The 21,849-nt window shown below is 42.6% G+C and carries 18 protein-coding genes and 2 pseudogenes; 3 read left to right on the top strand and 17 right to left on the bottom strand.

Going from position 1 to position 21,849, the window contains the following annotated elements; all coding sequences use genetic code 11:
- Positions 1 to 134: 134 nt before the first annotated feature.
- Positions 135 to 1,175, bottom strand: a pseudogene (locus tag LP667_RS15540) (replication initiator protein A).
- 801 nt (positions 1,176 to 1,976) lie between these two features.
- Complete coding sequence (locus LP667_RS15530) at positions 1,977 to 3,152, bottom strand: IS256 family transposase (RefSeq protein WP_045353583.1); 1,176 nt, start codon at positions 3,150 to 3,152, stop codon at positions 1,977 to 1,979.
- A gap of 110 nt (positions 3,153 to 3,262) precedes the next feature.
- On the opposite strand from LP667_RS15530, the pseudogene LP667_RS15525 reads away from it, so the two are divergent.
- From LP667_RS15525 to LP667_RS15515, 3 genes and pseudogenes are all read left to right on the top strand, one after another.
- Positions 3,263 to 3,727 (top strand): annotated as a pseudogene (locus LP667_RS15525) (IS3-like element IS1163 family transposase); the annotation flags it as partial.
- A gap of 101 nt (positions 3,728 to 3,828) precedes the next feature.
- Positions 3,829 to 4,080 (top strand): transposase, encoded by a 252-nt coding sequence (locus LP667_RS15520; protein ID WP_121018937.1) that lies wholly within the window; start codon positions 3,829 to 3,831, stop codon positions 4,078 to 4,080.
- A 5-nt stretch (positions 4,081 to 4,085) separates the two neighbouring features.
- Positions 4,086 to 4,976 carry an IS3 family transposase gene (locus tag LP667_RS15515; RefSeq protein WP_338084860.1) on the top strand — a complete coding sequence of 297 codons (891 nt, stop codon included), beginning with the start codon at positions 4,086 to 4,088 and terminating at the stop codon, positions 4,974 to 4,976.
- Between the two features lie 315 nt (positions 4,977 to 5,291).
- Here LP667_RS15515 and LP667_RS15510 read toward each other — a convergent pair whose 3' ends face one another.
- The 15 genes from LP667_RS15510 to LP667_RS15440 all read right to left on the bottom strand — a co-directional run bounded on the left by LP667_RS15510 (position 5,292) and on the right by LP667_RS15440 (position 21,424).
- Positions 5,292 to 6,089, bottom strand: coding sequence for a hypothetical protein (locus tag LP667_RS15510; protein WP_056988538.1), 798 nt, complete (start codon positions 6,087 to 6,089; stop codon positions 5,292 to 5,294).
- 63 nt (positions 6,090 to 6,152) lie between these two features.
- On the bottom strand, positions 6,153 to 7,031 hold the full coding sequence (locus LP667_RS15505; protein ID WP_056988537.1) for an IS3 family transposase: 879 nt from the start codon (positions 7,029 to 7,031) through the stop codon (positions 6,153 to 6,155).
- Between the two features lie 23 nt (positions 7,032 to 7,054).
- Positions 7,055 to 7,342: a transposase gene (locus tag LP667_RS15500; protein WP_003688751.1), complete on the bottom strand. Its 288-nt coding sequence runs from the start codon at positions 7,340 to 7,342 to the stop codon at positions 7,055 to 7,057.
- A 445-nt stretch (positions 7,343 to 7,787) separates the two neighbouring features.
- Positions 7,788 to 8,084 (bottom strand): DUF5839 family protein, encoded by a 297-nt coding sequence (locus LP667_RS15495; protein ID WP_056988536.1) that lies wholly within the window; start codon positions 8,082 to 8,084, stop codon positions 7,788 to 7,790.
- A gap of 76 nt (positions 8,085 to 8,160) precedes the next feature.
- Positions 8,161 to 11,100, bottom strand: coding sequence for an isopeptide-forming domain-containing fimbrial protein (locus LP667_RS15490; protein ID WP_056988535.1), 2,940 nt, complete (start codon positions 11,098 to 11,100; stop codon positions 8,161 to 8,163).
- 28 nt (positions 11,101 to 11,128) lie between these two features.
- Entirely contained in the window at positions 11,129 to 11,908 is a 780-nt protein-coding gene (locus tag LP667_RS15485; RefSeq protein WP_056988534.1) for a class A sortase, read from the bottom strand.
- A gap of 9 nt (positions 11,909 to 11,917) precedes the next feature.
- Positions 11,918 to 14,038 carry a coiled-coil domain-containing protein gene (locus LP667_RS15480; RefSeq protein WP_056988533.1) on the bottom strand — a complete coding sequence of 707 codons (2,121 nt, stop codon included), beginning with the start codon at positions 14,036 to 14,038 and terminating at the stop codon, positions 11,918 to 11,920.
- A gap of 95 nt (positions 14,039 to 14,133) precedes the next feature.
- Positions 14,134 to 14,448: a hypothetical protein gene (locus LP667_RS15475; protein WP_016526775.1), complete on the bottom strand. Its 315-nt coding sequence runs from the start codon at positions 14,446 to 14,448 to the stop codon at positions 14,134 to 14,136.
- Positions 14,449 to 14,514: 66 nt separating this feature from the next.
- Positions 14,515 to 16,299 carry an AAA family ATPase gene (locus LP667_RS15470; protein WP_056988532.1) on the bottom strand — a complete coding sequence of 595 codons (1,785 nt, stop codon included), beginning with the start codon at positions 16,297 to 16,299 and terminating at the stop codon, positions 14,515 to 14,517.
- A 2-nt stretch (positions 16,300 to 16,301) separates the two neighbouring features.
- A complete protein-coding gene (locus LP667_RS15465; RefSeq protein ID WP_056988531.1) occupies positions 16,302 to 16,907 on the bottom strand; it encodes a hypothetical protein in 606 nt (201 codons plus the stop codon).
- A gap of 2 nt (positions 16,908 to 16,909) precedes the next feature.
- On the bottom strand, positions 16,910 to 17,104 hold the full coding sequence (locus LP667_RS15460) for a hypothetical protein (protein ID WP_022638683.1): 195 nt from the start codon (positions 17,102 to 17,104) through the stop codon (positions 16,910 to 16,912).
- Entirely contained in the window at positions 17,101 to 18,066 is a 966-nt protein-coding gene (locus LP667_RS15455; protein ID WP_056988530.1) for a DUF3991 and TOPRIM domain-containing protein, read from the bottom strand. The genes LP667_RS15460 and LP667_RS15455 overlap by 4 nt, the downstream gene beginning before the upstream one ends.
- 75 nt (positions 18,067 to 18,141) lie before the next feature.
- Positions 18,142 to 18,771: a hypothetical protein gene (locus tag LP667_RS15450; protein ID WP_056988529.1), complete on the bottom strand. Its 630-nt coding sequence runs from the start codon at positions 18,769 to 18,771 to the stop codon at positions 18,142 to 18,144.
- 30 nt (positions 18,772 to 18,801) lie between these two features.
- On the bottom strand, positions 18,802 to 19,104 hold the full coding sequence (locus LP667_RS15445; RefSeq protein WP_056988528.1) for a hypothetical protein: 303 nt from the start codon (positions 19,102 to 19,104) through the stop codon (positions 18,802 to 18,804).
- A 157-nt stretch (positions 19,105 to 19,261) separates the two neighbouring features.
- A complete protein-coding gene (locus LP667_RS15440) occupies positions 19,262 to 21,424 on the bottom strand; it encodes a type IA DNA topoisomerase (protein ID WP_056988527.1) in 2,163 nt (720 codons plus the stop codon).
- Positions 21,425 to 21,849: the final 425 nt, after the last annotated feature.

Here is a 21,849-nt window from a genome sequence, read left to right as displayed (position 1 = left end):
TAGCTCAGCTATCGTCAATTCGGCCACTTAAGGCACCTATTTTTACTTCTAAGCGATTTTAAAGCAGTTTTAATATAATTAATTATGCATGTAACACTTAAAACGGCTTAAATGAGTCCATATGACGTTTAATTTCAAGAACGCTCATTGTCAGTGTTCTGTTCTTCGGGGTGTTTGGCCGCATATTCTCTAGCCGCTTGTTTATTCCACCAAACGCCAAATAGGTTTTGCATGGTGCCGTACAAGTAGTTTTCCACGTTCTTGATATGCTTTTCATTGCTTCTTAGGGCGTTAAAGTAGCGTCTCAAGGCTTTAGTCATCAAAGATTTTAGTTCTTCATCGTCTAGTGGGATTAGAACGCCAATGTCCTGATGATCCTTCTCAACTCGGTACTTAGCATTTAAGATAATGCCAATGAACCGGCGCATTTGTTGTAGAGTTCGGCACCAGAAGCTAAGTAATTGCACGGCTTCGGGTTCTAAGAAAACGGGGAGCCCACTGTCTTCATCAGTTAAGAAGTCATTAGCATGGTTCACCAAATCCTTGTTTTGCTTTTCTAGTTCTGCTGGTGAGAATTGGGCTGTGGAAAAGTCCAACTTTTGAGTATCTATATTATATCTATTAGTATCTATATTATTAGTATAGTCTAGATCTTGTCTCTTTTTGAGGAGTCCGCTTGTACCAAGGGATTCAGACGTATCAGAAACGGTGTCATGCGGGTTTCTCTTTTTGAGAAGTCCGCTTGTACCAAGGGGTTTAGGCGATTTCATTGGCTCTTACTTAATATAAACGTCTTTTGCTGTTACTTCCAAATCTGCCAAATATAATCTATTTGGTTCGTTTTTGCCTGATCTTGGATTAAAACCCATATGTTTTTGATACAAAAGGTTTGCGTCCATTAATTCGTGTTTAATCTTATTGATTTTATTATTTGACCAGTTTCGTAAATCTTTTAGTTCATTGTTTGTGTATATGAAATATACGTTGTTATTTTCGTCAACCCAATTATTGCTTAGTGAGTAACTTAGACGATCGCGTAACACCGAATAAAGTAAAATGGCACTATCGCTAAGATTCTTATATTTTTCTCCTTGGAGTAAGATCTGCAGCAAAGCGTAGAACTTTACTTCATAGGCTCTTTTAGCATTTGTAAAGTTAAAGTTTGATTGATCCATAATAAAAGCTCCCTTTCTTAACTGACACAGGCCGTCTTAAAAGAGAGTTGCTAAAACATCTGACTTGTTTTAAAATACAAATCTGGTATGCTTTAACTGAATTACAAAGCGAACATTGGACGTGATCGGCTTTGTAAATTCACCGGCATGTGTCTATTCTGGGTTGCCCATACGGCAACTTTTTTAATTTCTAACAACAAAAATGGACTAAATAGCATTGGTTAGCTACTTAGTCCATTGGGTTTAATTTGTTTTTAACTATCCTTCACTTGTCCCATAGGACTGGTTTGCGGTATAATTAACCTACAAATTAAGAACAATGTTCAGACGATTTTAACTTGGCGGTCTAAATCGTCTGAATCTAAGTGGCTCTCTATTAGCTACTTGCTAAACCTAAAATCCCCGATTCCTCGTGAATCGGGGATTTTTCTGTTTAGCTTGATCTCTTTATTCGATTGTTAAATTAATCTTAGTCTAGCATAGCGCTTACCTACAGGCAACCGTATTTGGTTCAGTGCACTTTACTAGATTTTACCTAAATACAAATTAGCCAAACAAATAAATTGTGTATTTGTTTGTTTGGCTAATTATTTATTTAACTGCTAAATTGCATCTATGATTGAAGCTAAGAATTCTGAACGATTTTTAAATCCGTTTTTTCGGGCAGCCGCATCCATTTTTTTAAGTTGACTTTCAGTAATTGAGAAGGTCACTGATCGCTTACGCTCTACTTCCTTTCGACGAGAGCGTAAAACATCTTGTGTAAATGAAATGCCTTCGTACATATAATATGTATCTAACTTAAATAAATGATGCTTCCAAGGTGTCCTGGAGTCCTTTGAACCCTCGGTGGATCCGCTTCAGAGACTTCTCGTTATAAACATTAAACTGAGAAACCAGGAAGCGATCCAGTGAATCTTCCGTTGGAAATTGTTCTTTGTGGTGGGTGGTGCGCTTGAGATGCTTATTAAAGTTCTCGATCAGGTTAGTGGCGTATAGTGATTGCCGGATAGCTGGTGGAAAGTCCATGAAAGTGAGTAAATTCGGCATTTTAAGCAGATCTTTGATTAATTTGGGATAGGTCTGATGCCAGTTGTTGGCGAACTCATTCAGTTTCAGTTCGGCTGCTTCACGGTTGGCGGCCCGATGAACTTGTTTAAAGTCACTGATCACGGCCTTGCGGTCTTTTACGCGAACTTTGTTCATCAGATTCCGCCCAACATGAACCAGGCAACGTTGTCGTTTGGCTTTAGGGAAATGCCGATTCAAGCCTTCATCCAAACCAACTAACCCATCGGCCACAAACAACAGCACATCTTTAACGCCCTGCTTGATCAAGGTTCCCAGCAGTTCAGTCCAGATTCCAGTCGATTCCGTTGGCGCCACTTGGTAGTTCAGCACTTCTTTCGTACCATCTGGACGAATGCCAATCGCAATATGAACGGCTTCTTTTTGAACGGTATCCCGCTTTAACGGCAAGTAAGTGGCATCTAAGAAGATGGCCGCATATTGTGAAGCCAGTCGACGTTGCTGGAAAGCTTGAACCTGTTCATTGACGGCTTTAGTCATGTTGGAAACCGTGGCTTTGGAGTAGTGAGCACCGTACATTTTCTCAATGAGTTCGGCAATTTCAGCAGTGGTAATTCCCTTGGTATACAACTGAATGACCGTTGTTTCTAAATTATCACTGTGCCGACCGTAGGCTGGCAAGGTATGATTTTCAAACCGGCCATTGCGATCTCGAGGAATGGTTAAGTTAAGTTGGCCGTACTTCGTATCAAACGAGCGCTCATAACTGCCGTTGCGGTTATTACCAGTGTTAATCCCAGCGTATGAGTAGCGTTCGTAACCCAAAAACTCTGCCAATTCGGTTTGAAGCAGCTGGTTAATCGCAATTTCGAGGTGGTGACGAAAAACTTCGTCCAAATCTTGCTTTTGGGCTAGTGCAGCGATAATTTCTGTGGTAAGTTCATTCATGGGGAATGCCTCCTGTGATGTTTTCTGTGGTTACTAAATATCATAAGGGAAGGCATTCCCTATTTCTATACAATTCAGAAATCTTTTATGCATTTACACAAGATATTTTACGCTCTCATTTAATCAAGCACCAGCCCAATGCAAGGATATGGCGTGCTGACATTACTTATTTGGAATTACGTCCAGGAACCTGGGTTTATCTCAGTTCTATTTACGAACCAAAGGTTCATCAAGTTCTTGCTTTCAAGATTGGTCGTCAGATGGAGGCGACGTTAGTTGTAGAAACGATTAATCAGGCGCTTGAATGTCATCAAAAGCCACAATATTTTCACTCTGACATGGGTTCACAGTACACCAGCAACGAGGTTGAAACTTTACTTGAACGGCATCAGATTAGCCACTCATACTCAAAACAAGGTTATCCTTATGATAATGGGCCAATTGAAGCTTTTCACTCATTGTTGAAGAGAGAGTTTGCCTTTCAAACAACTTTTTCCAATTTTGAGGACTTGGTAATCCGAACCTCAAATTACATCAGTTGGTTTAATTCCGACAGAATTAGAACGAGTGTTTAGAAAAAGATGTGCCATTTATTGACATAGGAGCAGATTCCTGAGACAACTTTTAAGAGAGCGTATAATGAATAAATCGTCTCTCAAAAGGAAGGAATTTTTACATGCCAACTCGTTACGACAAAGAATTCAAACAAAACATCATCATCCTATATAAACAAGGCGAATCAGCCGCCCAACTGGCCAGAGAATATGGCATTGGCTATTCAACCGTTCATAAGTGGATCCAGGGCCAAGCCAAAACTCAATCCGGTAAATCGCCAGACGAAATTAAAGCGATGGAAAAGCGGCTGGCTTCCCTGTCTGAGGAGAACGAAATCCTAAAAAAAGCCCTGGGCTTCCTTGCGCAGAAGTAACCAATATTTTTGATTACATTCACCAAGAAAGCCATAACCACCAGGTAACTAAGATGTGCCGAATCCTCGGTGTTTCCAGAGCTCAGTATTATCGTTATCGATCCCCAAAGCCATCAAAACGCCGGGCCGAAGATGCGGACTTAAAACAACGGATTCTGCGGATCTTTGCGGAATTCAAGCAGCGATACGGCGTTATGAAGATCCACCATGAATTGAATCTGGAACTTCAACCACTGCAGCGTCGGTGCAGCCCAAGACGGATTTCCCGGCTCATGAAGGAACTGGATATCCACTCCATTACCGTCAATAAATGGAAAGCGGCTTCGGCTTCCAAAACCAAGGTTGAACAGCGTCCCAACTTGCTTAAGCAGGATTTCTCGACCACTGGTTTAAATCAAAAATGGACCGCTGATATGACCTATATTCAAACGAAGCGTAATGGCTGGTGTTACTTATCAACCATCATGGATCTGCACTCAAGACGAATTATCGGCTATTCATTCTCAAAAAAGATGGATACTGATTTAGTCTTAAAGACCCTGGAAAGCGCGGTTAAAAATCGAACCATTACTGGGGACCTGATTATCCACACAGACTTAGGATCACAGTACACCAGCGATGATTACAACCAACGGTTAACAGAACTACATATCCGCCACTCTTACAGCCGTAAGGGGTGTCCATACGATAATGCACCAATGGAATCTTTTCATGCTTCCCTCAAAAAGGAATGTGTTTATCCAGTGCCGGTCTTTGAGAATTATGAAACTGCCGCTGCTGTCCTTTTTGAATATGTGCATGCTTTCTACAATAGGAAGAGAATTCATAGTTCACTGGGCTACCAGACCCCCTTACAAGTTGAAATCGCAACACTTACGAGCCAAATGGCCGCCTGATTTAATGCTTTCCAGGGTTCAAATAAGTTATTAATCACGATTAATGATTTATTTGAGCTGTGGAAGGTAAACGCGGTTCTGAATGTCTCTTAAAACCTGTCTCAAATATTGACTTCAATCCATCTCTTATAACATCGCATATTGACTTTTTCCATGATTCCGTCATTTTATCAGCCATTGAGCATTCTCTCTTGATTAATTTATTAGAGTTTTTTTACTACAAGTGAATACATATTCCAGGTATAAGTCTGCTCTTCTTTATTTCATCCACTATGCCTACGGATACCTTGCTTGGCGTAACAGTTAAGTTATGAACTAGAATCTTGGGGGTGTTACACCAGTTATATAGTATGGAAAAGGCTGAGCATTAATATAGGTGCGCAAGGAAAACTCCAATTTTTGCGGACAATCATCTAATTTGGACCAGTTTGTAATATCTAAACCAGTGTCAATAGTTTCCTCCTTATCAGAATTTTCTAACTTGACAAGCGTAAACCCCAAAGGAAAAACTTGAATTTCACTACCAATGCTTGCAGAACCTCCTGATAAATCTAACCCTACCATCAGTCCATTTTGTCTAGATAATTTAAAATCAAGATATCCATTCATAATTATTTTAAAATTTTTGCTTGGAAAATTGGAATTACTTTCATCTAACAAGTAGTCTTTAAAATAGTCTTTATATATACCCTTTGAAGCAGACATTAACATAGCTACCACTTGCTTTTGAAATCTAAAGAAATTTGTATTGGCCTGTATTCTAATATCTAAATAGCCATTTTCACTGTTATCAATTATTTCCTGATAGTTTTTCTTGAAGAAAAGAGCTAATCCATTATAAAAGGGGATAAATTCATTCACATAGCTTCCACCCAGAAAACTGTTACAACTACTGCATAACGTATAATCTCCCATACCCTTTTGACTACCAAGCCTGAACTCAATTTCCTTTATCTTTTCATTGAATGCTTTTTCGCTTTCAAAAAATTCAAGGGGATGCAGAATGTTTTTTACCTGTGTATTATTATTAGCTTTCTTTGGCGGTATGTGTTCAAATGTTAATTTTCTCTCTTTTCCACATACACAACATACACCAAAATGCGTTTTTCCCATAATTGTAATTCCCTTTGGTCCCCTGTCAATAAAATAGACAATTTAAATAGAGACTTTTTTGTCCTATGCCACGACTAAATTTTGAATTTGAGTTTGATACTCATCTTCAAGTTGCTTTGGTGATTTGAATCCACAGTGACTGTGAATTCTAACTGTGTTGTAAAACGTTTCAATGTACTGAAAAACTAGTCGTTTAGCTTCGGAGTATGAATGGATTTTAAACCGATTTATCCATTCACGCTTAATCAAGGCATGAAACGACTCAATGCAGGCATTATCCCAAGGATAAGCTTTCTTTGAATAGCTTAATGTCATGTTAGCTGTAACTTGATTGTAAGCTTCAGACGTAAACTGACTACCACGATCACTGTGCATGATTAATGGCTTGCTAATATGGCGACTGTGCTTAGTCTTTTCAATAAGTGGGATGACATTCGATACCTCCAAGGTTTCAGATAAGTCCCAACCAATGATCCGTCGGGAGTACAAGTCCATAATACTGGTTAAATAAACGAATCCGTCATGAACTGGAATATAAGTGGTGTCAATGCACCAAACGGCGTTTGGTCGCAATGGATTGAACTGCTCGTCTAAAATATTTATTAGCTGTTTATCAAACTTAGAATTGCGAGTGGTAGTCGTCCAAGGGGTTAGGTAAACGGCGTGAATGCCAAGTTCACGCATATACTTACCAACAGTTCGTTCAGCGATCTTATATCCTTTTGAGCGAAGTTCTTGGGTGATTTTGCCGGCACCGTAAATACAAAGGCTTTTGAGCCAAATTGCTTTAATTTCACCTTGAATAAACTTCTTCCGAAGCTTTCGCGGTGATTGGTGTTTATGACGCTTTTCTCGTTGAAAGTAACCACTTCTTGAGATTCCAACATAATCACACATACCATTGATGGAAGGGTGGGATTCCAAAGCGTGCTGAACGTCCATTTCTTGGTATACCTTTTCGGTAGTTACTTGCTCAGAATCCCGATTGATTTTTTTAACACTTCGATCGCTCCTTCAGCGTCACGAAGTTGACGCTTTAGTCGTGCAATCTCCTTGTCCTTATCGCTGGCAAAATTACCAGAGCCACGGCCAAACTCCCCAGTCTCAGTAAACAGCTTAATCCATTTATGTAATGTACTAGCCCCAATACCTAGATTCTTACTTATTTCATTCATGGTCATGTGATCCTTGTTATCTAAGTAATACTGAACGGCCTGTTCCTTAAATTCCTTGTCATAACTGTGCTTCGTCATTATTTGATCCTCCAATTTATTTCCTTAATTATACTAAATCAGAGTCTCTATTTAACTTGTACACTTTTTATTCTAGGCCCACTTTCAATTTTAAATTTTCAAACAGCCTATTTACAACTCATTACTCTGAAATGTTCATTGTTCCGCACAATCCTCTGTGAAATAACAATATTGAACAATCTATATAATAGGTTCTTAACTGTGCTTCCCTTAGTGTAGAATCTATCGCTAAAAATCGGAATATGTGAAAAATCAATATCGTCCGTTACATTCAAACTCTCCAATACTCTTTATCACTCATTCTACCACTACCCTATATATAGGCTAACATTAGTATTTTAAGACTATTCCTAGATTTTGAGATTAAACATTAAATATAAAGTTTGATCATTAAAAAATGGCCCATACCAACATAATTTATTTCACGTTGGTATGGGCCGTTAGATTATTTCATCAGGTCATCAAACATTTGATTAACCGCCTCTTGATCACGATTGTTCGTAAACGCTTTAACTGGTTGTAAGTCACTTAAATCATTGGCAACTTCCTTCGTCGCATAAATCATCACTGGGGTACGCTTCGCAAACTGGGTTTGGACTAACGCCACATTACCAACTACCGGGGTGCCCTTCGTCTTTTCGGTAATCCGCCACTTATACAACTTTTTCGTATTCAAAACATGTTTTGCCCGCTCATCAGGATCATGCACAATATGATAGGCCATTAAAACATTATCAGCCATGTTGATTCCTCCCATTATTGGCCATTAGTCATTTCTTAATACCATTAGTATACGTGTTGAACCCTCAGACTAGCAATTATTTGAACCAAGCCACCAATCGATCAAACCAAGTTTTGTGATAACCAGTCTGGGCCATCTTAACTACTTTAGTAACCGTTGACTTAGCTGCTGGAGTCGTTGGTTTGGCCGGGGTTGCTGGCTTATCGGTATGATACTTAACCGTACTGGTCTTATCTTTACCGTTAGAGGCTTGGTTATTCCAAGTATAGGTCTGACCTTGCTTGGTCAACTCACTAGCAACTTTGTCAGTTGGGAGACTGGCGACAAAGCGTGTTTTAGTTTGCTTACCAGCATACTCAGCGATTTTATCAGCTTTTGGCGTCACGGTTAGCTGACCGTTCTCAAATTTGACTGTGAAATCAGCGGTCACATCTTTAGTGTAAGTCAATGTCGCTAGTTTTTCCTTAGTCATTGTTTTAGCATCAATCTTGCTAGTATTTGATGTTGACTGATCATCAGTCTTAGCTGACGAACTAGCACTCATTGCGGTTGAGGACTGGTCATCGGCCTTAGATGATGAATTGGTATCGGTTGTTGTGGTATCAGCTAGATAGACTTTCACCGCTTTCAAATCAACTTTCGCATCTTTCGGCAGTTGATCAGTATCGGTCATATACTGAGTTTCACCTAAATTGTTATACTGATTGAAAATGTTGAAAGGCACGGTTTTGGCGTTGATAATATTGGCATTGGCTACGTTATCGGCTAACTTGCCGTCCTTGGTTTCGACCTTCTTAGTGATTAAATCAGGGTCTTTTTCAGCATTATAATCAACGTTATTGGACGTTTGATCGCCCTTAGCGACTTTATTATGCCAAACGTAGTCGCCATCTTTCTTCGTTAGTTGACTATCAGCTTTTTCCTTAGGTAGACTCGCCGCAAACCGCACTTTCGTTTGTTGATTTTTAAACTCAGCTTCCTTACCAGCTTTCGGCGTCACGGTTAACTTACCGTCCTTATAAGCAATCGTAACATCGCTGGTCATGTCTTTCGTATAGCTCAGCCCCGTGAGCTTATCAGCCGTCATGCTAAAGGCGTCGGCCTTCCCATCGCTCATCATCACCTTGATCTTACTGGTATCAACTTTCGCAGCTTTCGGCAATTGATCGGTATCTGTTAAATCGTCAGTATGTGAGTTGTTATCGTACTGATTGAAAATATCAAAGTAAACGTCCTTACCCGTCAAGATATTAACGTTGTCACTCGTTGTTGCAAGCTTGCCTTGGGCATCTTCCACGCGCTTAGCCACCAACGATGGTGAGAGCTTCTCAACTGGGTTACTTGGTGTGTTTGAATCTGTCGTTACATCATTGATTTTGGTGGTGAAATTGTTCTTGACCGTCACATTGTCGGCATTGACGGTTGTGACTAACTTAGCTTCTGGTACCGCATAGGCCTTGCTCTTGTCGGCGTTCATCGTCTTTAACAAGTCCGCTTTAGCGGTATAAGTGACCGTTTGACCGTCAACCTTCACGTCCCAATTCTTAGTATTAGCTTTGACGGTTTCCGCCTGGTTGACTGTGAGTTCTTTTTGAACCTTATCAGTCAGCACATAACTCTTAATGTCATCAGTTCGATTAGCTGGCAAATCAGAATTGGTTAGCGGATAAGTCAAGGTATCGCCCTTATCCACAGTCTTACCATTAATGGAAGCTGTGTCCTTCCCCTGATTATCACCGGCAGTGACATCTTTATGATTACTTGGGGTGACCATCAAATCAGTTAATTGGTAACTAGCCGTTTCTGCTTTAGGCTTGGTTGGGGCGACCGGTTTAGGCTTTAGCTTGATAGAAAAATCAATATTGCCAACCGCAAAATAATCATCAGATTGATAAGGAGCTGACCAATGGTCAATCGCTTGCCCCCACGTATAACTAAAACCACTTACATTGTCTAATCGCCGCCAAACCTGGGTCCCGGTTTCTGAATCGTCATATGCTGTATCATCATGAGCCTTATAGCTATCATCGCTAACCTTGGTCACCTTATCACCATAAATCGTCTTTACAGCCTGGCCATCAAATTTAACATATTGACTGGCATCTAAGTCGCCCATACCAATTAGGGCTTCCTTTAAAGTGACTAGTTTGCCCGAAGCATGATCATAAAAATTGACCTTATAATGCCCATACAAATTAGGGGTTGCTAAATTAGCGCCCATCGCGTATTTGCTTAAATAAGCATATGCGGGAGTCTTTTGGTTATCCAATTTATCAACTGTAAATTTAACATCAACTGGCTTGCCGGTTGAAACATCAACGAATGGTGATTGATATGTGAATGTTGACCCAACTTTCAAGACTACCCACGTGCCATTTTTATTATCAACACTGCTAGTGGTACTGCCACCCTTATACGTTTCTAGGAAAGTCTTGAATTGCGCGGCTGTCATCTTACTAACGTTGCCATAATCCAGCTTCATTTTATTAGTCGAGTTAGAGACATACGTCACATTAGCGGGATTATTACCAATCAAGTCTTGTAATGTCTGTTTAGACCACTGCGTACTGTTGGTATATTCCGGATCTTTCATATAAGCTTCCCACGCCACCGAATCCTTTTTATATTGAGCCTCTGCAGTATTGTACTTATCCATTGTGGCCTTTTGGGTCGCAGTCACTTTGGCTAATGCGGTCGCTTGGGTGTTGTAATCCGTCGCAATATCTTTTTGCGCTTGAGTCGCTTGGCCACTCGTTGCGACCGTATTTTTAGTGGCCTTTTGCGTCACGTTAACGCCGGCCGCTTTGGCTTGTGTGACCGCGGTTTGAAGGGCTTTATCATCAACCTTAACTTTCAACCCGTTAGTTTGACTACCGTTCCCAGTGCTATCAGCGCGTGCTGTCATGCCACGCTGGTTACCAACTGCGACTAATGGGGCTATCGTCAAGGTTAAAGCTGACAAAACTAACATCTTCTTACCATAAAGCTTTACTTCTGCGGTTATTTTGGGATTCATCGTCCACCACTCCTCTTTTTTAATTGAACTATTCTGCGCTCGTGCTGGTTAAGTTGCCTTGCACCACCTCCCGCATTGACCCCGTCGCATTACAAGTAAACAACGTGACCATGGCTTGTTTAGGTTGTTGATATAACACGCTAGTGCTGACTGGACTACCGTTAATATAGGTCTGGTTAGGGGTAACTGCTTTTTTACCAGTCAACAGCCGGTTAACCCGGTAGTGATAAACCTTGGTAGCACTAATCAAGTTCACTGTCGCACCCATTTTGATTTGGGGTACATTTGAGAATAGCACCCCCGGCATCGTCATATTATGACCAGCTAACACGTAATTGCCTTGTCCCATCTGCTGATGGGCAAAGTAAGTTGTCGCCCCTAAACTTAACGTATATTGATTCGTCCCTTGATAAATCGGTAACGCTAGCCCAATTGAGGGCACTTTCACGTAGGCCACTTGCTGACCTTCTAAGCCTACCTTTTTGGCTTTACGCTGGGTTTTCAATAGTTGTTGATAATCCTGATTAGTGACACCGGCGTTGTTATTTTCCGTATAGCGCTGTGGTAGCGTCTGGCTCTGACTAGCTTTAGCTACTCGCCCTGTTCGACCACTCACCGTTTGCTTTAACTGCCCTTGTAATTGCCGATTGCTTTTACGTCCCAGTCGCTTTTGCGTCTGCACATACTCAGTGGTCATTTCATGAGCTTGGTACTGCGCCCAGCCCCATATCCCGCCGCCAATCAGTACGATTAGACTGACGATGCCAATTAAAGCCGACCACAGCTGATGTTGCTTAATCCATTTCATCACTCACACCTACTTTTCACTCGTTTTTTTAGCCGCTGATTTGGCGGTGGCTTGGGCTTTAGTTAATTGCGCCTTAGTTTGACTAGCCTCTGCCTGTGCCGTTTTTTTATCCTGCTGTGCCGCTGAAACTTGTCCTTTTAAGGCCGTATTATGTTGACTCAATTGATAATATTGCCGGTTTAATGACGCTGTATTCGATTGGGCTTGCCGCAATTGTTGTTGATTGGTTGTTAAGGCTTGGGTCACTTGTTGATGATCGTGATAGGCCCACAAGCCACCGCCACCCAGTACCGCCAAGCCCACTGCGGTTCCCAGCCCTAAGCTCACTTTCTGTAGTGTCTTAGGCTGGGGCTCGCGCTCGACCGACTTAGCTGGGGCTGGCTGTTGTTTAGTTGCCAATTGCGCGGCTAATAACTGCTCTAACTGACTACTCGCCGCCGGCGGTTGAACCTGCCCGGATTGTTGCTTCAACTGCGTCAATTCCGTGGTTTGCGTTTGTAATAGTTTTTGCAGGTCTTCCTTTTCTTGCATCACGTTTTGCTTCTCAGCTACGACCCGGTCTAACTTGTGTTCTAGCTGTTGGACATCAACTAAGTTGAATTTGGCGCGATCAGCACTGGCTTGGGTTTCAACCGCATTTAGATGCACTTTCGTCACTTCTAAGGCGTATTCGTCCAACTTTTTGGCCAGATTCTGATAAACCGTCCCGGCAATATTTTGGTTATTGGCCACCAACTTCCCCACACGGCGGTTATAATCCGCTCGTGTTTGCTGGTCTAATTCATGCTTTAAGCTGGCCAATTGTTGCTTTAAAGCTGTCTGCCGAGCTTTCAGTTCACTAGCATAGCGCTCGTTAGCGTCCTGCACGGCCTTGGTATCTAAGTCTTGCTTAGTCGCTTGCACTTGTTGCTCATACTCAGCTTGGCGTTGCGTCACGGCCCGTTCGGCGTCTGCTTGAATTTGTTGCACGTCAACGTCACATTTAGACTTCAAGTCAGCCAATACCTTAGCCTCGGTTTGGGCTTTACTTTGGGCTACTTGAGATTGAATTGTTTCCCGCAAATCGGCCTGTGGATCATGTTGGGCCTGATAGTCCCGCAACTGTTTAGCAATCGCTTGCCGCTGTTGTTCGCTATAACTCACTAAGTCCTGTGTTGCGTCGGCATTGAGCCGTTGTTCGAGTGTGCGCAAGTAAGTATTGCTATGGCGCTTCTTTTGTTCAACTTGATAAGCGACGTATTGTTGATCGGCCTCGGGCACTGCCGCCAAATTTTGCACCTTAAACTGGGGCACTTTTATTTGGCCAATCCGAGACGGCTTAGGTATCACCGGCATTTTTTCCGGTTTAGCCGTTGAACTACTTTCCGCTTGACTGGTTGGTTCATTAGACCCAGCTTTACGCTCACCTGTACGATCACCCGAACTGGTTGGCTGACTCGTTGTGTCCCTCGCTGATGTAGCTGCTACCGCAGGTTTTATTTTTGCTGGCTTTTCTATTTCAGCTACCTGACTGGCTGGCTTATTTTCTGTGTCACTGGTTGGAGTGTTCACGGCGGTCTCAGTGGTAACTGGTTGAACCATCTCATCTAACCCTGCATACCGGACGTGAAAGTCATCAGCCTCAGCTTGGGCTTCACTTGGTACTAAGGCCACAACTTGTTGATCGGGATTGGCGGCTTGATAAGCCGCCATAAACTCACTGGCCCAAGTCCGCTTATCATCATAATCAATGTCCGCAAACTCTGGTGCATTGAAGATACTGTTGACCACGGCCCCGGTAAAATCACGATAGTCACGATCTAAAGTAAATTGCCCCACCCGCACATAGGGCTCATATTTAAACCCCCGACCAGCTGCTTGCCGTTGTAACACGGTAATCGTTTCAAAACTCATGGGGTCCCCTTGGTCAATCACGTACTCCCGTAGGCATTGGAACAACTGACAAGCCACGTTCAACGTCATCAATGGTAGTTGCTGGATAATTCCTGACCGGGCCACGCGTTCTTGTTGGCCCAATTCTTCAATCAACTCAGCTACAACGGCATCGTGCCGTAATTTTTGACTATCCCCCTTACTAAATTCCAGTACAAATGGCTCTTGTAACTTCGCGCGTTTTTTAAATAATGCCATGTTGTTAACTCCTTTCAAACTTGCGGGTTATGTATTAACGGGGTAGTAACGTCTTCGTTACCCCCGCTACTGCCCCGTTTAGAAAATCCTCACATCTAACTGCCGAAGGAACCTTGCGAATACGTCTTCGCTAAGGTTGCGATCGCTGAAATGGCAAACAAACCAATCACTGAAATAATGATCCAAATTAGGTGACTCTTGATCTTGTCACGTAGCCGATCACCGCCCCAGGCCATCAGGGCAAAACACCCCGCACCAATCGCGATAGCGCCGGCAAACCCGACAATTTGAAAAGCATTCGTCACCTTTTTCATAATGCTTTGCGTGTTGCTAACCGCATCTAAGCTCGGTAATACTTTTAAATACCCCGTCACTGCGGCCAATTTGAAACTAGCTAACCATGTTGACATCGGTCTTCCTCCTTTCCATAACCCCGAGTTTACGTGCTCCGCCAGGTCACGGCGTAACCCTGCCCTTTAACGGGCTTCAATAATGACCTTTAAATCACCAAAGCGATCCTTTTGCCCTTGAAAGACCCCTGGCCACCGGCCGACAACCCGGACTAAATAGTGATATTTAGTTACTTGGGTCGCATCTTGTTGTAATAGCACCCGCGCTAGCGCCGCTTTAATTTTGGCATTCAACATATACGCAATTGGCCGGGCCCCATTGGTCATATCAAAACCAACGGTCGCTAGGTATTGGGCCACCTCGGGACTAAAATCGACTTTTAATTGCCGTTGCGCTAACGTCACTTTAAATTCCGTTAAATACTTGGTCGCAATCGCCAGCCCAATCTTTTCATCAAGCATGTTAAAAATAATTTTGTGCTCAATCCGATTCACAAATTCCGGTCGAAATTCATTCTTCAACGCTTTTTCCACCACGGCTTTAAACTGTAGTTGCCGTTGTTCACCCTGACGCAAGTGATTGAATTGTTGTTGATCGTTAACCACTTTAGCGGCCAAGTTCGTCGTCATAATAATGATCGTGTTCTTAAATGAAACCGGTTGATCATCACTATCATGTAAGATGCCATCTTGGAGCACTTGTAAAAATAAGTCTTGGACATCATGACTGCCCTTCTCAATTTCATCTAACAACACGATGGCAAAGGGTTGGTGCTTAACCGCTTCGGTTAAGGTTCCCCCAGCGTCAGCGGTCCCTAATAAGCGGTGCACCGCGTCTCGGTCGTTATATTCCGACATATCAAACCGGATTAAAGCGTCGGGCGACCCAAACATGGCCTGAGCGAGTTGTTTAGCCGTTTCCGTCTTACCCGTCCCTGGCATACCCAAAAACAGAAACGAACTAATGGGCTTAGTCGGATCTTGGAACCCCGCAAAATACAACGTTAGGGCATCTAAGACCCCTTGAATGGCTTGCGGTTGGCCCTTAATATTCTGATTGAGCCGACGTTGCACATCATTGAGCTGGGCTTGTCGATTCTTCATAATCTGATGTAAGGGAATGTGCTTGCGCTGTTCAATGACCTTCGCCACTGTCACTGGCGTGACGACTTTCAGGGCATGGGCCTTCGCATACGCACAACTTTCATCTAATAAATCAAACGCCTTGTCCGGTAAATAACGATCAGGTAAATACCGCACGGCATAATCCACTGCCGTCTTCGTTGCGGTCGCGTCAATGGTTAAGTCATGGTAAGCTTCGTAACTAGCCTTTAAACCGCCTAGGATCTGATAACTTGCTAACACACTCGGTTCAGCTAATTGAATCACATCAAACCGTCGGGCTAACGCCCCGTCTTTTTCCAAATAACGGTGATATTCTTTCGTCGTGGTCGCACCAATTAACGTGATTTCGCCTCGAGCCAAGGCTGGCTTTAAAACGTTACTAACATCTAGGGCATTGTCACCATCACTACCAGTGCCCACGATTGTATGAATTTCATCAATAAACACCATCGCCTGACTGGCTTGTAATTCCGTCAGTAAAGCTTTAAAAAGGCCCATGAAGTTTTGATCACTTTGCTTTAACTGGGATAGTTCCAACACATAAATGGGCTGAGCTTGTAGTTCAGGAGGCACTTTTTGCGTCACAATCCGCTTAGCTAAGCCTTCAATTAAATTAGTCTTACCGACACCCGGTGGCGCAATCACTAACGGATTCCGTTTGTTTTTCCGGCACAGCGTCTCGATCAACTGTTCAATTTCCCGATCTCGACCAATCGTTTGATACTGATCAGGATTAGCTGCGACCAGCTTGGTCAAATCTTGGGTATACTCCGCCAATAAACTCATGACTATAACCCCGGTAGTGAATCTGATTCTGGCGTGCCATCAACCTCTTCACGGGTTAATTTGTCACCATCGGCGCCAAATATTGTCGGCTGATTAACAGTTTGTTGATTAGTCGGTTGTTGTTCAAAATCAGTGGCCGTAAATGGTTGGGGGTGCCCATGACTTGGTAACGCTGATGGCACATTTAACTTAGGAGTCGCTTGATCCACTTTAGTGGCGCTAGCCAGGTGATCTGCCACCGCAGTTCCAACCTTTTCCGGGTCAAAGTCTTGGGTTTCGTCAACTGACTGTAAGTGTTCTCCTGGCTTATCTTTATCGATTTGATCAGTGCTGGTAGCCGGTTCGGTTCTCTGGTCTGGTGCCATTTTAGGCTGATTATTAACTAATTCATTTGTCCCTGCTGGTATCTTTTCCCGTGCCTCACCAGTTAGCGTCAACACCTGTTTTTCTTGCAAAGCTTGTAAAACCTGATCAACCAGCGCTTGATCAACCGGTTTTTTAAAAATCAGTTCAACCGGAGTCTCTAAAGGAATTAATTGCCCATTCAGGCAAAGATCTTGGCCTGCTCCCCAGGTAATCCCCGTTAGTTTAATCGTTGTGATTGACATGCTTATAACCCCCGTTCTTTCAGTTGTGATAACCATTGCTCAACTTGTTTAGTGCTCGTAAAACCTTTGGCTTCAATTACTAACCGTCCAGTTTCCTTTTGTAACGCGTCTTCTTGGGCTCTAAACGCTGCTTGAGCCTTTAGCAGACGAGCTTGTTCTGCTTTAATATCAACGATACGTGAACGTCGACTACTCATGATAAACACTCCCTTAATTTTTTAAATAATTGAAATTGATCAAAAGTTTGCATATCAAAGGTCAATTTGGTATACGGTCCAGCCTTAGCCGGTTGTAATTGGGCATTCCAATCCTTGGCCCCTGACCATTCCACCAAGTTTTGACACGTTTGGTGGGGCGTGATTAGCCGCATGTGTTGGAATTTTTCAATCAAGGCGCGCCCTGCCACATCATTGTCCGGTGCCAAATGTAAATAGGCCGGTAACGCCGGTTGGGTGAGCAGATAATCATTAATGGTCTGTATCTTGGCACTGGCCCCACTCAAACTCAGTAACTGACTGCCGCTTAACTCCCGGGCGTACATTTGCCAGTACGACAGTAAATCGATTGGTGATTCGAAGACGTACAAGTGTCTAAACGGCCCTCTAAACCGAACATTAAATCCGTAATGAGGCTTGGAACCGGCTTTAATCTGCTTTAACGAGCCATGTTTGGGGTAACGTTGTCGATTGATCACCGTGCCTTGCACATCTTGGCCCACCAAGATGCCAGCTGCATCAAACCAGTTAAAAATCACATTATGGTAGCCATCACTGCCTAATAGGCCTTGCCGCGCGGCAAAGGTAATTAAGCGTGAATCCAGATGCCGATACTGCGTCAGATAAGCCATGCCAGCCGCATCTAACGGCGCTACCGGTCCTACCGCTGACTTCGTGGTATAGTCAGCTTTCACTGCGACTTTCTGCTGGGGATTAGTCTTGGTAAACGCTTTGAGTCTAAAGTGCATTTCGCGATCGCTAATACCGTAATAGGCCTTAATGAATTGACTCAAATTACCAGCTAACCCTTGGCTGTTCCAAATAAAGTAATTTTTGCGGGTATCAATGATTAATGAATCGTGTTCTTGTGAGCGTAAATACCGGCCTTCATGTTTAAAGGGCAACCCAGCATAGCTAACGTAATCCGCAAGTTCTAACGCCATAAAAAAAGACCTCCTTTACCAGTAAGGATACTTACTACTGATAAAAGAGGTTGAAACCTGTTAATTAATGATTTGTTAATCCTGCTTATGTTCTAGATACTCGCAATCTTCATCAGCTTCAACGCCTACAAATTCCGGTTCTAATATTTCAGGCATCCCATAGCATCTTAGGTAAAAAGGTGCTGCATAGGCTAAACTATGCTTTTCTGCGTAATCATACCGTTCTTGCAAATCTTTGTTGCGAACTGCAATAGCCTTTTTTCGAGTCCACTTTTTACCATCATCAATCATTGGTAATCCCATACGTTTCTCACGCTTTTTAGCCTCGCGATAAGGCCAAACTAACTGTCGCCATTCACTATCTTTTTTGAGCCGCTTAACTTCTAATAAATGACCGTCATTGTCCCTCAAAACTTGAGTTTCTATATCTTTGGCTATTTCCTTCCAAACACGTCTTTTGAGATAAGGTAATACCGAAAAACGCAGTACTAGCAACAACATGGTCATATACAGAAAGAAAATTAACGCATAGGTTAATGTTTGAAAGAATAATCTTTCTGGCTGTCTTTCGTAAGCAACTAGGACTGAAGCGCCACCGATTAATAGCGCGAAAATTATTATGCCGTATAAATATAGAAACACTAAGATTCGTCGCAAAAGCGCTGTACCACCAATAATCCGCACTATCTTCTTCTTGCTATTCAATATGATTCCTCCTCTACCTTCAACTTGGCACTAATTGTTTTCCTCATATGGAACAAGTTTAATAGATACTTTGATAAATTGACTTTCACTAAAATTACGAACAACTTGTTTAGCAAATCTGTAGGTCGGATCTGTCCGAGTTTCAAAATCAAAATGCATTACTTTGGCTAAGTTTGTTGTAATAGACACTTCATCTTTAGTGAAATCATCAGCAAAAAAACTCCAACCAGGCCAATCAATGCCTTGATTTGTTAAATACCAACCAGGCATAACTTGTAATACCGTCGTTTTTTTACTGCTAAGTATATTTTTTTTATACTCTTCTGCTGTCATTTTTTCATCTCCTAATTATTTCTGCGTTAATATTTGTAACGGCTTCCAAGTATCCTGTAACATTCATTAACCTCCTGTACTTATTATTTTGAGATTTCAAATCCAAAAAGCCCCTTTAATCAACACTGTAACTTGTGCTAACCAAAGAGGCTTACTACTACTTGTACTTATCAAAATCAAATTTTAGTTTGCCAGCTTCTAACTTCAACTTGGCACTAAATGTTTTTCCCGTTTTCTTACTCTTAAAACCTTTGAGTTGGGCCGTTTCAGCAGTCTTGATCAGTTGCTTGATGGCACTTATTGGCAATTTTTTGCCACTCCATTGTTTGGGCAACGTAAACTTACAGCCATTTTTGTAATTTGAACACCCATAAAACTTGCCACGATCTGAAATCTCACCCGTTTTACATATTGGACAAACCCCAACAGCGGCCTGCGCTTGCTGTTTTTGTTCTACCTGTTGTTGGGCCACCAATTGCGTCTGTAAGTCCGCATTCTGGGCAAACTGCTCGGGAACTTCTTTAAGCAATTTTTGGATTAACAACTTAATCTGGCCTAAAAAGTTTTCGGGCGTGCGCTTTTTCTCACCAATTTCTTTTAAAGCTAGTTCCCATTTAGCCGTCATCGACGGACTCGTTAACAATGGTTCTAATGCCACCGCTTGGCACAGTGTCACACCAGTGCCACTAACATGTAACTCATTTTTATTCGTAACTAAATAGTGCCGACGCTTCAGCGTTTCTAACACATTGGCACGCGTAGCTTCGGTGCCAATTCCCTCGACAGCTTTTAACACCGCCGCTTCGTCTGCGTCCAAAGTCTTGCCGGCCGTTTTCATGGCTGTAATTAAGGTCCCTTCGGTAAACGGCTTCGGTGGGGTGGTCTGTTTCGTCGGGGTGGTTAAGACAGCTTGTACCGTTTGACCAGGCGTGACCACGGGTAGTGTGTCTTTCCCCTGCTCAACTGATTTTGTCTTGAATAGGCGTCGCCAACCAGGATTGATTGGGACTTTGCCCACTGATTTAAACAGTGCCTGTCCGACCTGCGTTATAATGGTCGTTTCTGTATACTCATAAGGCCCCGCAAACATGGCTAACGTGGTTTTTAACACCAAGTCATAGACCTGGCGTTGTAAGACGGGTAATTTAGCCAATTGAGTTGAACTAGGCACCACTTTCGTCATAATAATCGCGGGGTGTTCCGTCACTTTCTGATCATTGACATAGCGCTTTTGCGGCGTGGTCTGTGGTAAAGCCATTTTTTCAGGCAATAACTCTTGGTACTGATCCAGGTTCGCCGCCAAATAGTCAAACTCTTGCTGCGTAAGGTACTCACTATCAGTGCGCGGATAAGTTAACCACTTTGCTTCATATAAGGCCTGCACCGCCGCTAGGGTTTCACTCGCACTCGCATGAAACCGTTGGTTAACCGCACTTTGTAGACTAGATAGTGAAAACAGCCGTGGACTAGGGGTCTTTTTGACGATGTTTTGGACATCTTTTATTAAAGCTGTCTGCGGGCCCCGCTGAACGCTTTTAGCCTGCATGAATATCGTTAATCCTTTTTCGTCTTTAAAGCGCTGATAGGGGTCTAATTTTGCCTCGAATTTTTGCTGATTGGCTAAAATTTCAGCATTTAGCTCCAAGTAGGGCTCCGGTTTAAAGTTTTTGATCAGTTGATCTCTTTGATAGACCATATAGAGCGTTGGCGTTTGGACGCGGCCAATGGCGTACACCCCCGACAACCCATGTTGCCGTAATAACAAGGTGTACAGCGGACTAGCATTCATGCCAACGAGCCAATCACTGATCTGTCTGGTCTGGGCTTCTTGGTAATTCGGATAAAATTGCCACCCATCTTTCAAATTGCGAAAGCCCGCGATAATCGCTTCTTTTTCCAAACTGTTGATCCACAACCGTTGCATCGTTTTGTGTTCGACATCAATTTGAGCTTGTTTCATGATCGACCAAGCAATATTTTCACCCTCACGACCATTATCACCAGCCACAATAATCGTATCGGCCCGATTTAATAACGTCTTAACCACCTGAAACTGCTTTTGCTTGTCCGCAATAACTTCGAATTGATAGGTGGTTGGAAATATTGGTAAGTTGGCCAAAGCCCAATTGCGATACTTCGCATCATATTTTTCTGGCGGGACGAGTTCGACCAAATGACCCAACGCGTGTGTCACTAGCGTATCATTGGGTAACACTGGATCACTAACCTCATAGTAACCCGACTTTTTCTGACTCTTTTGAAAGGCCGCCACATATGCCCGGGCCTGGCTGGGTTTTTCTGCTAAAATTACCGTTGTCATAATTTGCACTCCTAACATTAATTTAGTCCCAGCTTACCAGCTTGGCGGCCGTAGCATTAAACTCACCCTCAAGAAATATTTGTTATGAGTAACGATGCTTGCATTACGGCTTGCACTGTACTAAAGTAACAGTCGTATTAATATTACTTCTCCAAGGTAATCCTTTTGATACAAAGATTAGTCCTATGTACTATATAGTCTACTCCGACCACTCATAACCCCCATTATGAGTGGCTTTTTGTTCTTAGAACTACCTTTTAGCCACTGAAATATTTATTGCGAGTAACCGGTTGTATATTGATTGCTAAATTTTCCAATATACGTTACTTTAAGAGTGCCAAAGCTTCTCCTGTTTTGGCATTGCGGTATATAACCTAATCAATTTTCATCACATAGTTTCCTCGAACCGTTCGCAATCCTCATTA

Origin of the sequence: Lactiplantibacillus paraplantarum, from assembly GCF_003641145.1 — a bacterium.
GTDB lineage: Bacteria > Bacillota > Bacilli > Lactobacillales > Lactobacillaceae > Lactiplantibacillus > Lactiplantibacillus paraplantarum.
The sequence above is the reverse complement of the archived record's forward strand: the minus strand, read 5'-3'. Positions and strand labels throughout refer to the sequence as shown.

What these genes read in the sequence shown, in the direction of transcription:
- LP667_RS15530 (WP_045353583.1), bottom strand. Translation starts at nt 3,152, where the DNA reads ATGAATGAACTTACCACAGAAATTATCGCTGCACTAGCCCAAAAGCAA.
- LP667_RS15520 (WP_121018937.1), top strand. Translation starts at nt 3,829, where the DNA reads ATGCCAACTCGTTACGACAAAGAATTCAAACAAAACATCATCATCCTA.
- LP667_RS15510 (WP_056988538.1), bottom strand. Translation starts at nt 6,089, where the DNA reads ATGGGAAAAACGCATTTTGGTGTATGTTGTGTATGTGGAAAAGAGAGA.
- LP667_RS15505 (WP_056988537.1), bottom strand. Translation starts at nt 7,031, where the DNA reads ATGGACGTTCAGCACGCTTTGGAATCCCACCCTTCCATCAATGGTATG.
- LP667_RS15500 (WP_003688751.1), bottom strand. Translation starts at nt 7,342, where the DNA reads ATGACGAAGCACAGTTATGACAAGGAATTTAAGGAACAGGCCGTTCAG.
- LP667_RS15495 (WP_056988536.1), bottom strand. Translation starts at nt 8,084, where the DNA reads ATGGCTGATAATGTTTTAATGGCCTATCATATTGTGCATGATCCTGAT.
- LP667_RS15490 (WP_056988535.1), bottom strand. Translation starts at nt 11,100, where the DNA reads ATGAATCCCAAAATAACCGCAGAAGTAAAGCTTTATGGTAAGAAGATG.
- LP667_RS15485 (WP_056988534.1), bottom strand. Translation starts at nt 11,908, where the DNA reads ATGAAATGGATTAAGCAACATCAGCTGTGGTCGGCTTTAATTGGCATC.
- LP667_RS15480 (WP_056988533.1), bottom strand. Translation starts at nt 14,038, where the DNA reads ATGGCATTATTTAAAAAACGCGCGAAGTTACAAGAGCCATTTGTACTG.
- LP667_RS15475 (WP_016526775.1), bottom strand. Translation starts at nt 14,448, where the DNA reads ATGTCAACATGGTTAGCTAGTTTCAAATTGGCCGCAGTGACGGGGTAT.
- LP667_RS15470 (WP_056988532.1), bottom strand. Translation starts at nt 16,299, where the DNA reads ATGAGTTTATTGGCGGAGTATACCCAAGATTTGACCAAGCTGGTCGCA.
- LP667_RS15465 (WP_056988531.1), bottom strand. Translation starts at nt 16,907, where the DNA reads ATGTCAATCACAACGATTAAACTAACGGGGATTACCTGGGGAGCAGGC.
- LP667_RS15460 (WP_022638683.1), bottom strand. Translation starts at nt 17,104, where the DNA reads ATGAGTAGTCGACGTTCACGTATCGTTGATATTAAAGCAGAACAAGCT.
- LP667_RS15455 (WP_056988530.1), bottom strand. Translation starts at nt 18,066, where the DNA reads ATGGCGTTAGAACTTGCGGATTACGTTAGCTATGCTGGGTTGCCCTTT.
- LP667_RS15445 (WP_056988528.1), bottom strand. Translation starts at nt 19,104, where the DNA reads ATGACAGCAGAAGAGTATAAAAAAAATATACTTAGCAGTAAAAAAACG.
- LP667_RS15440 (WP_056988527.1), bottom strand. Translation starts at nt 21,424, where the DNA reads ATGACAACGGTAATTTTAGCAGAAAAACCCAGCCAGGCCCGGGCATAT.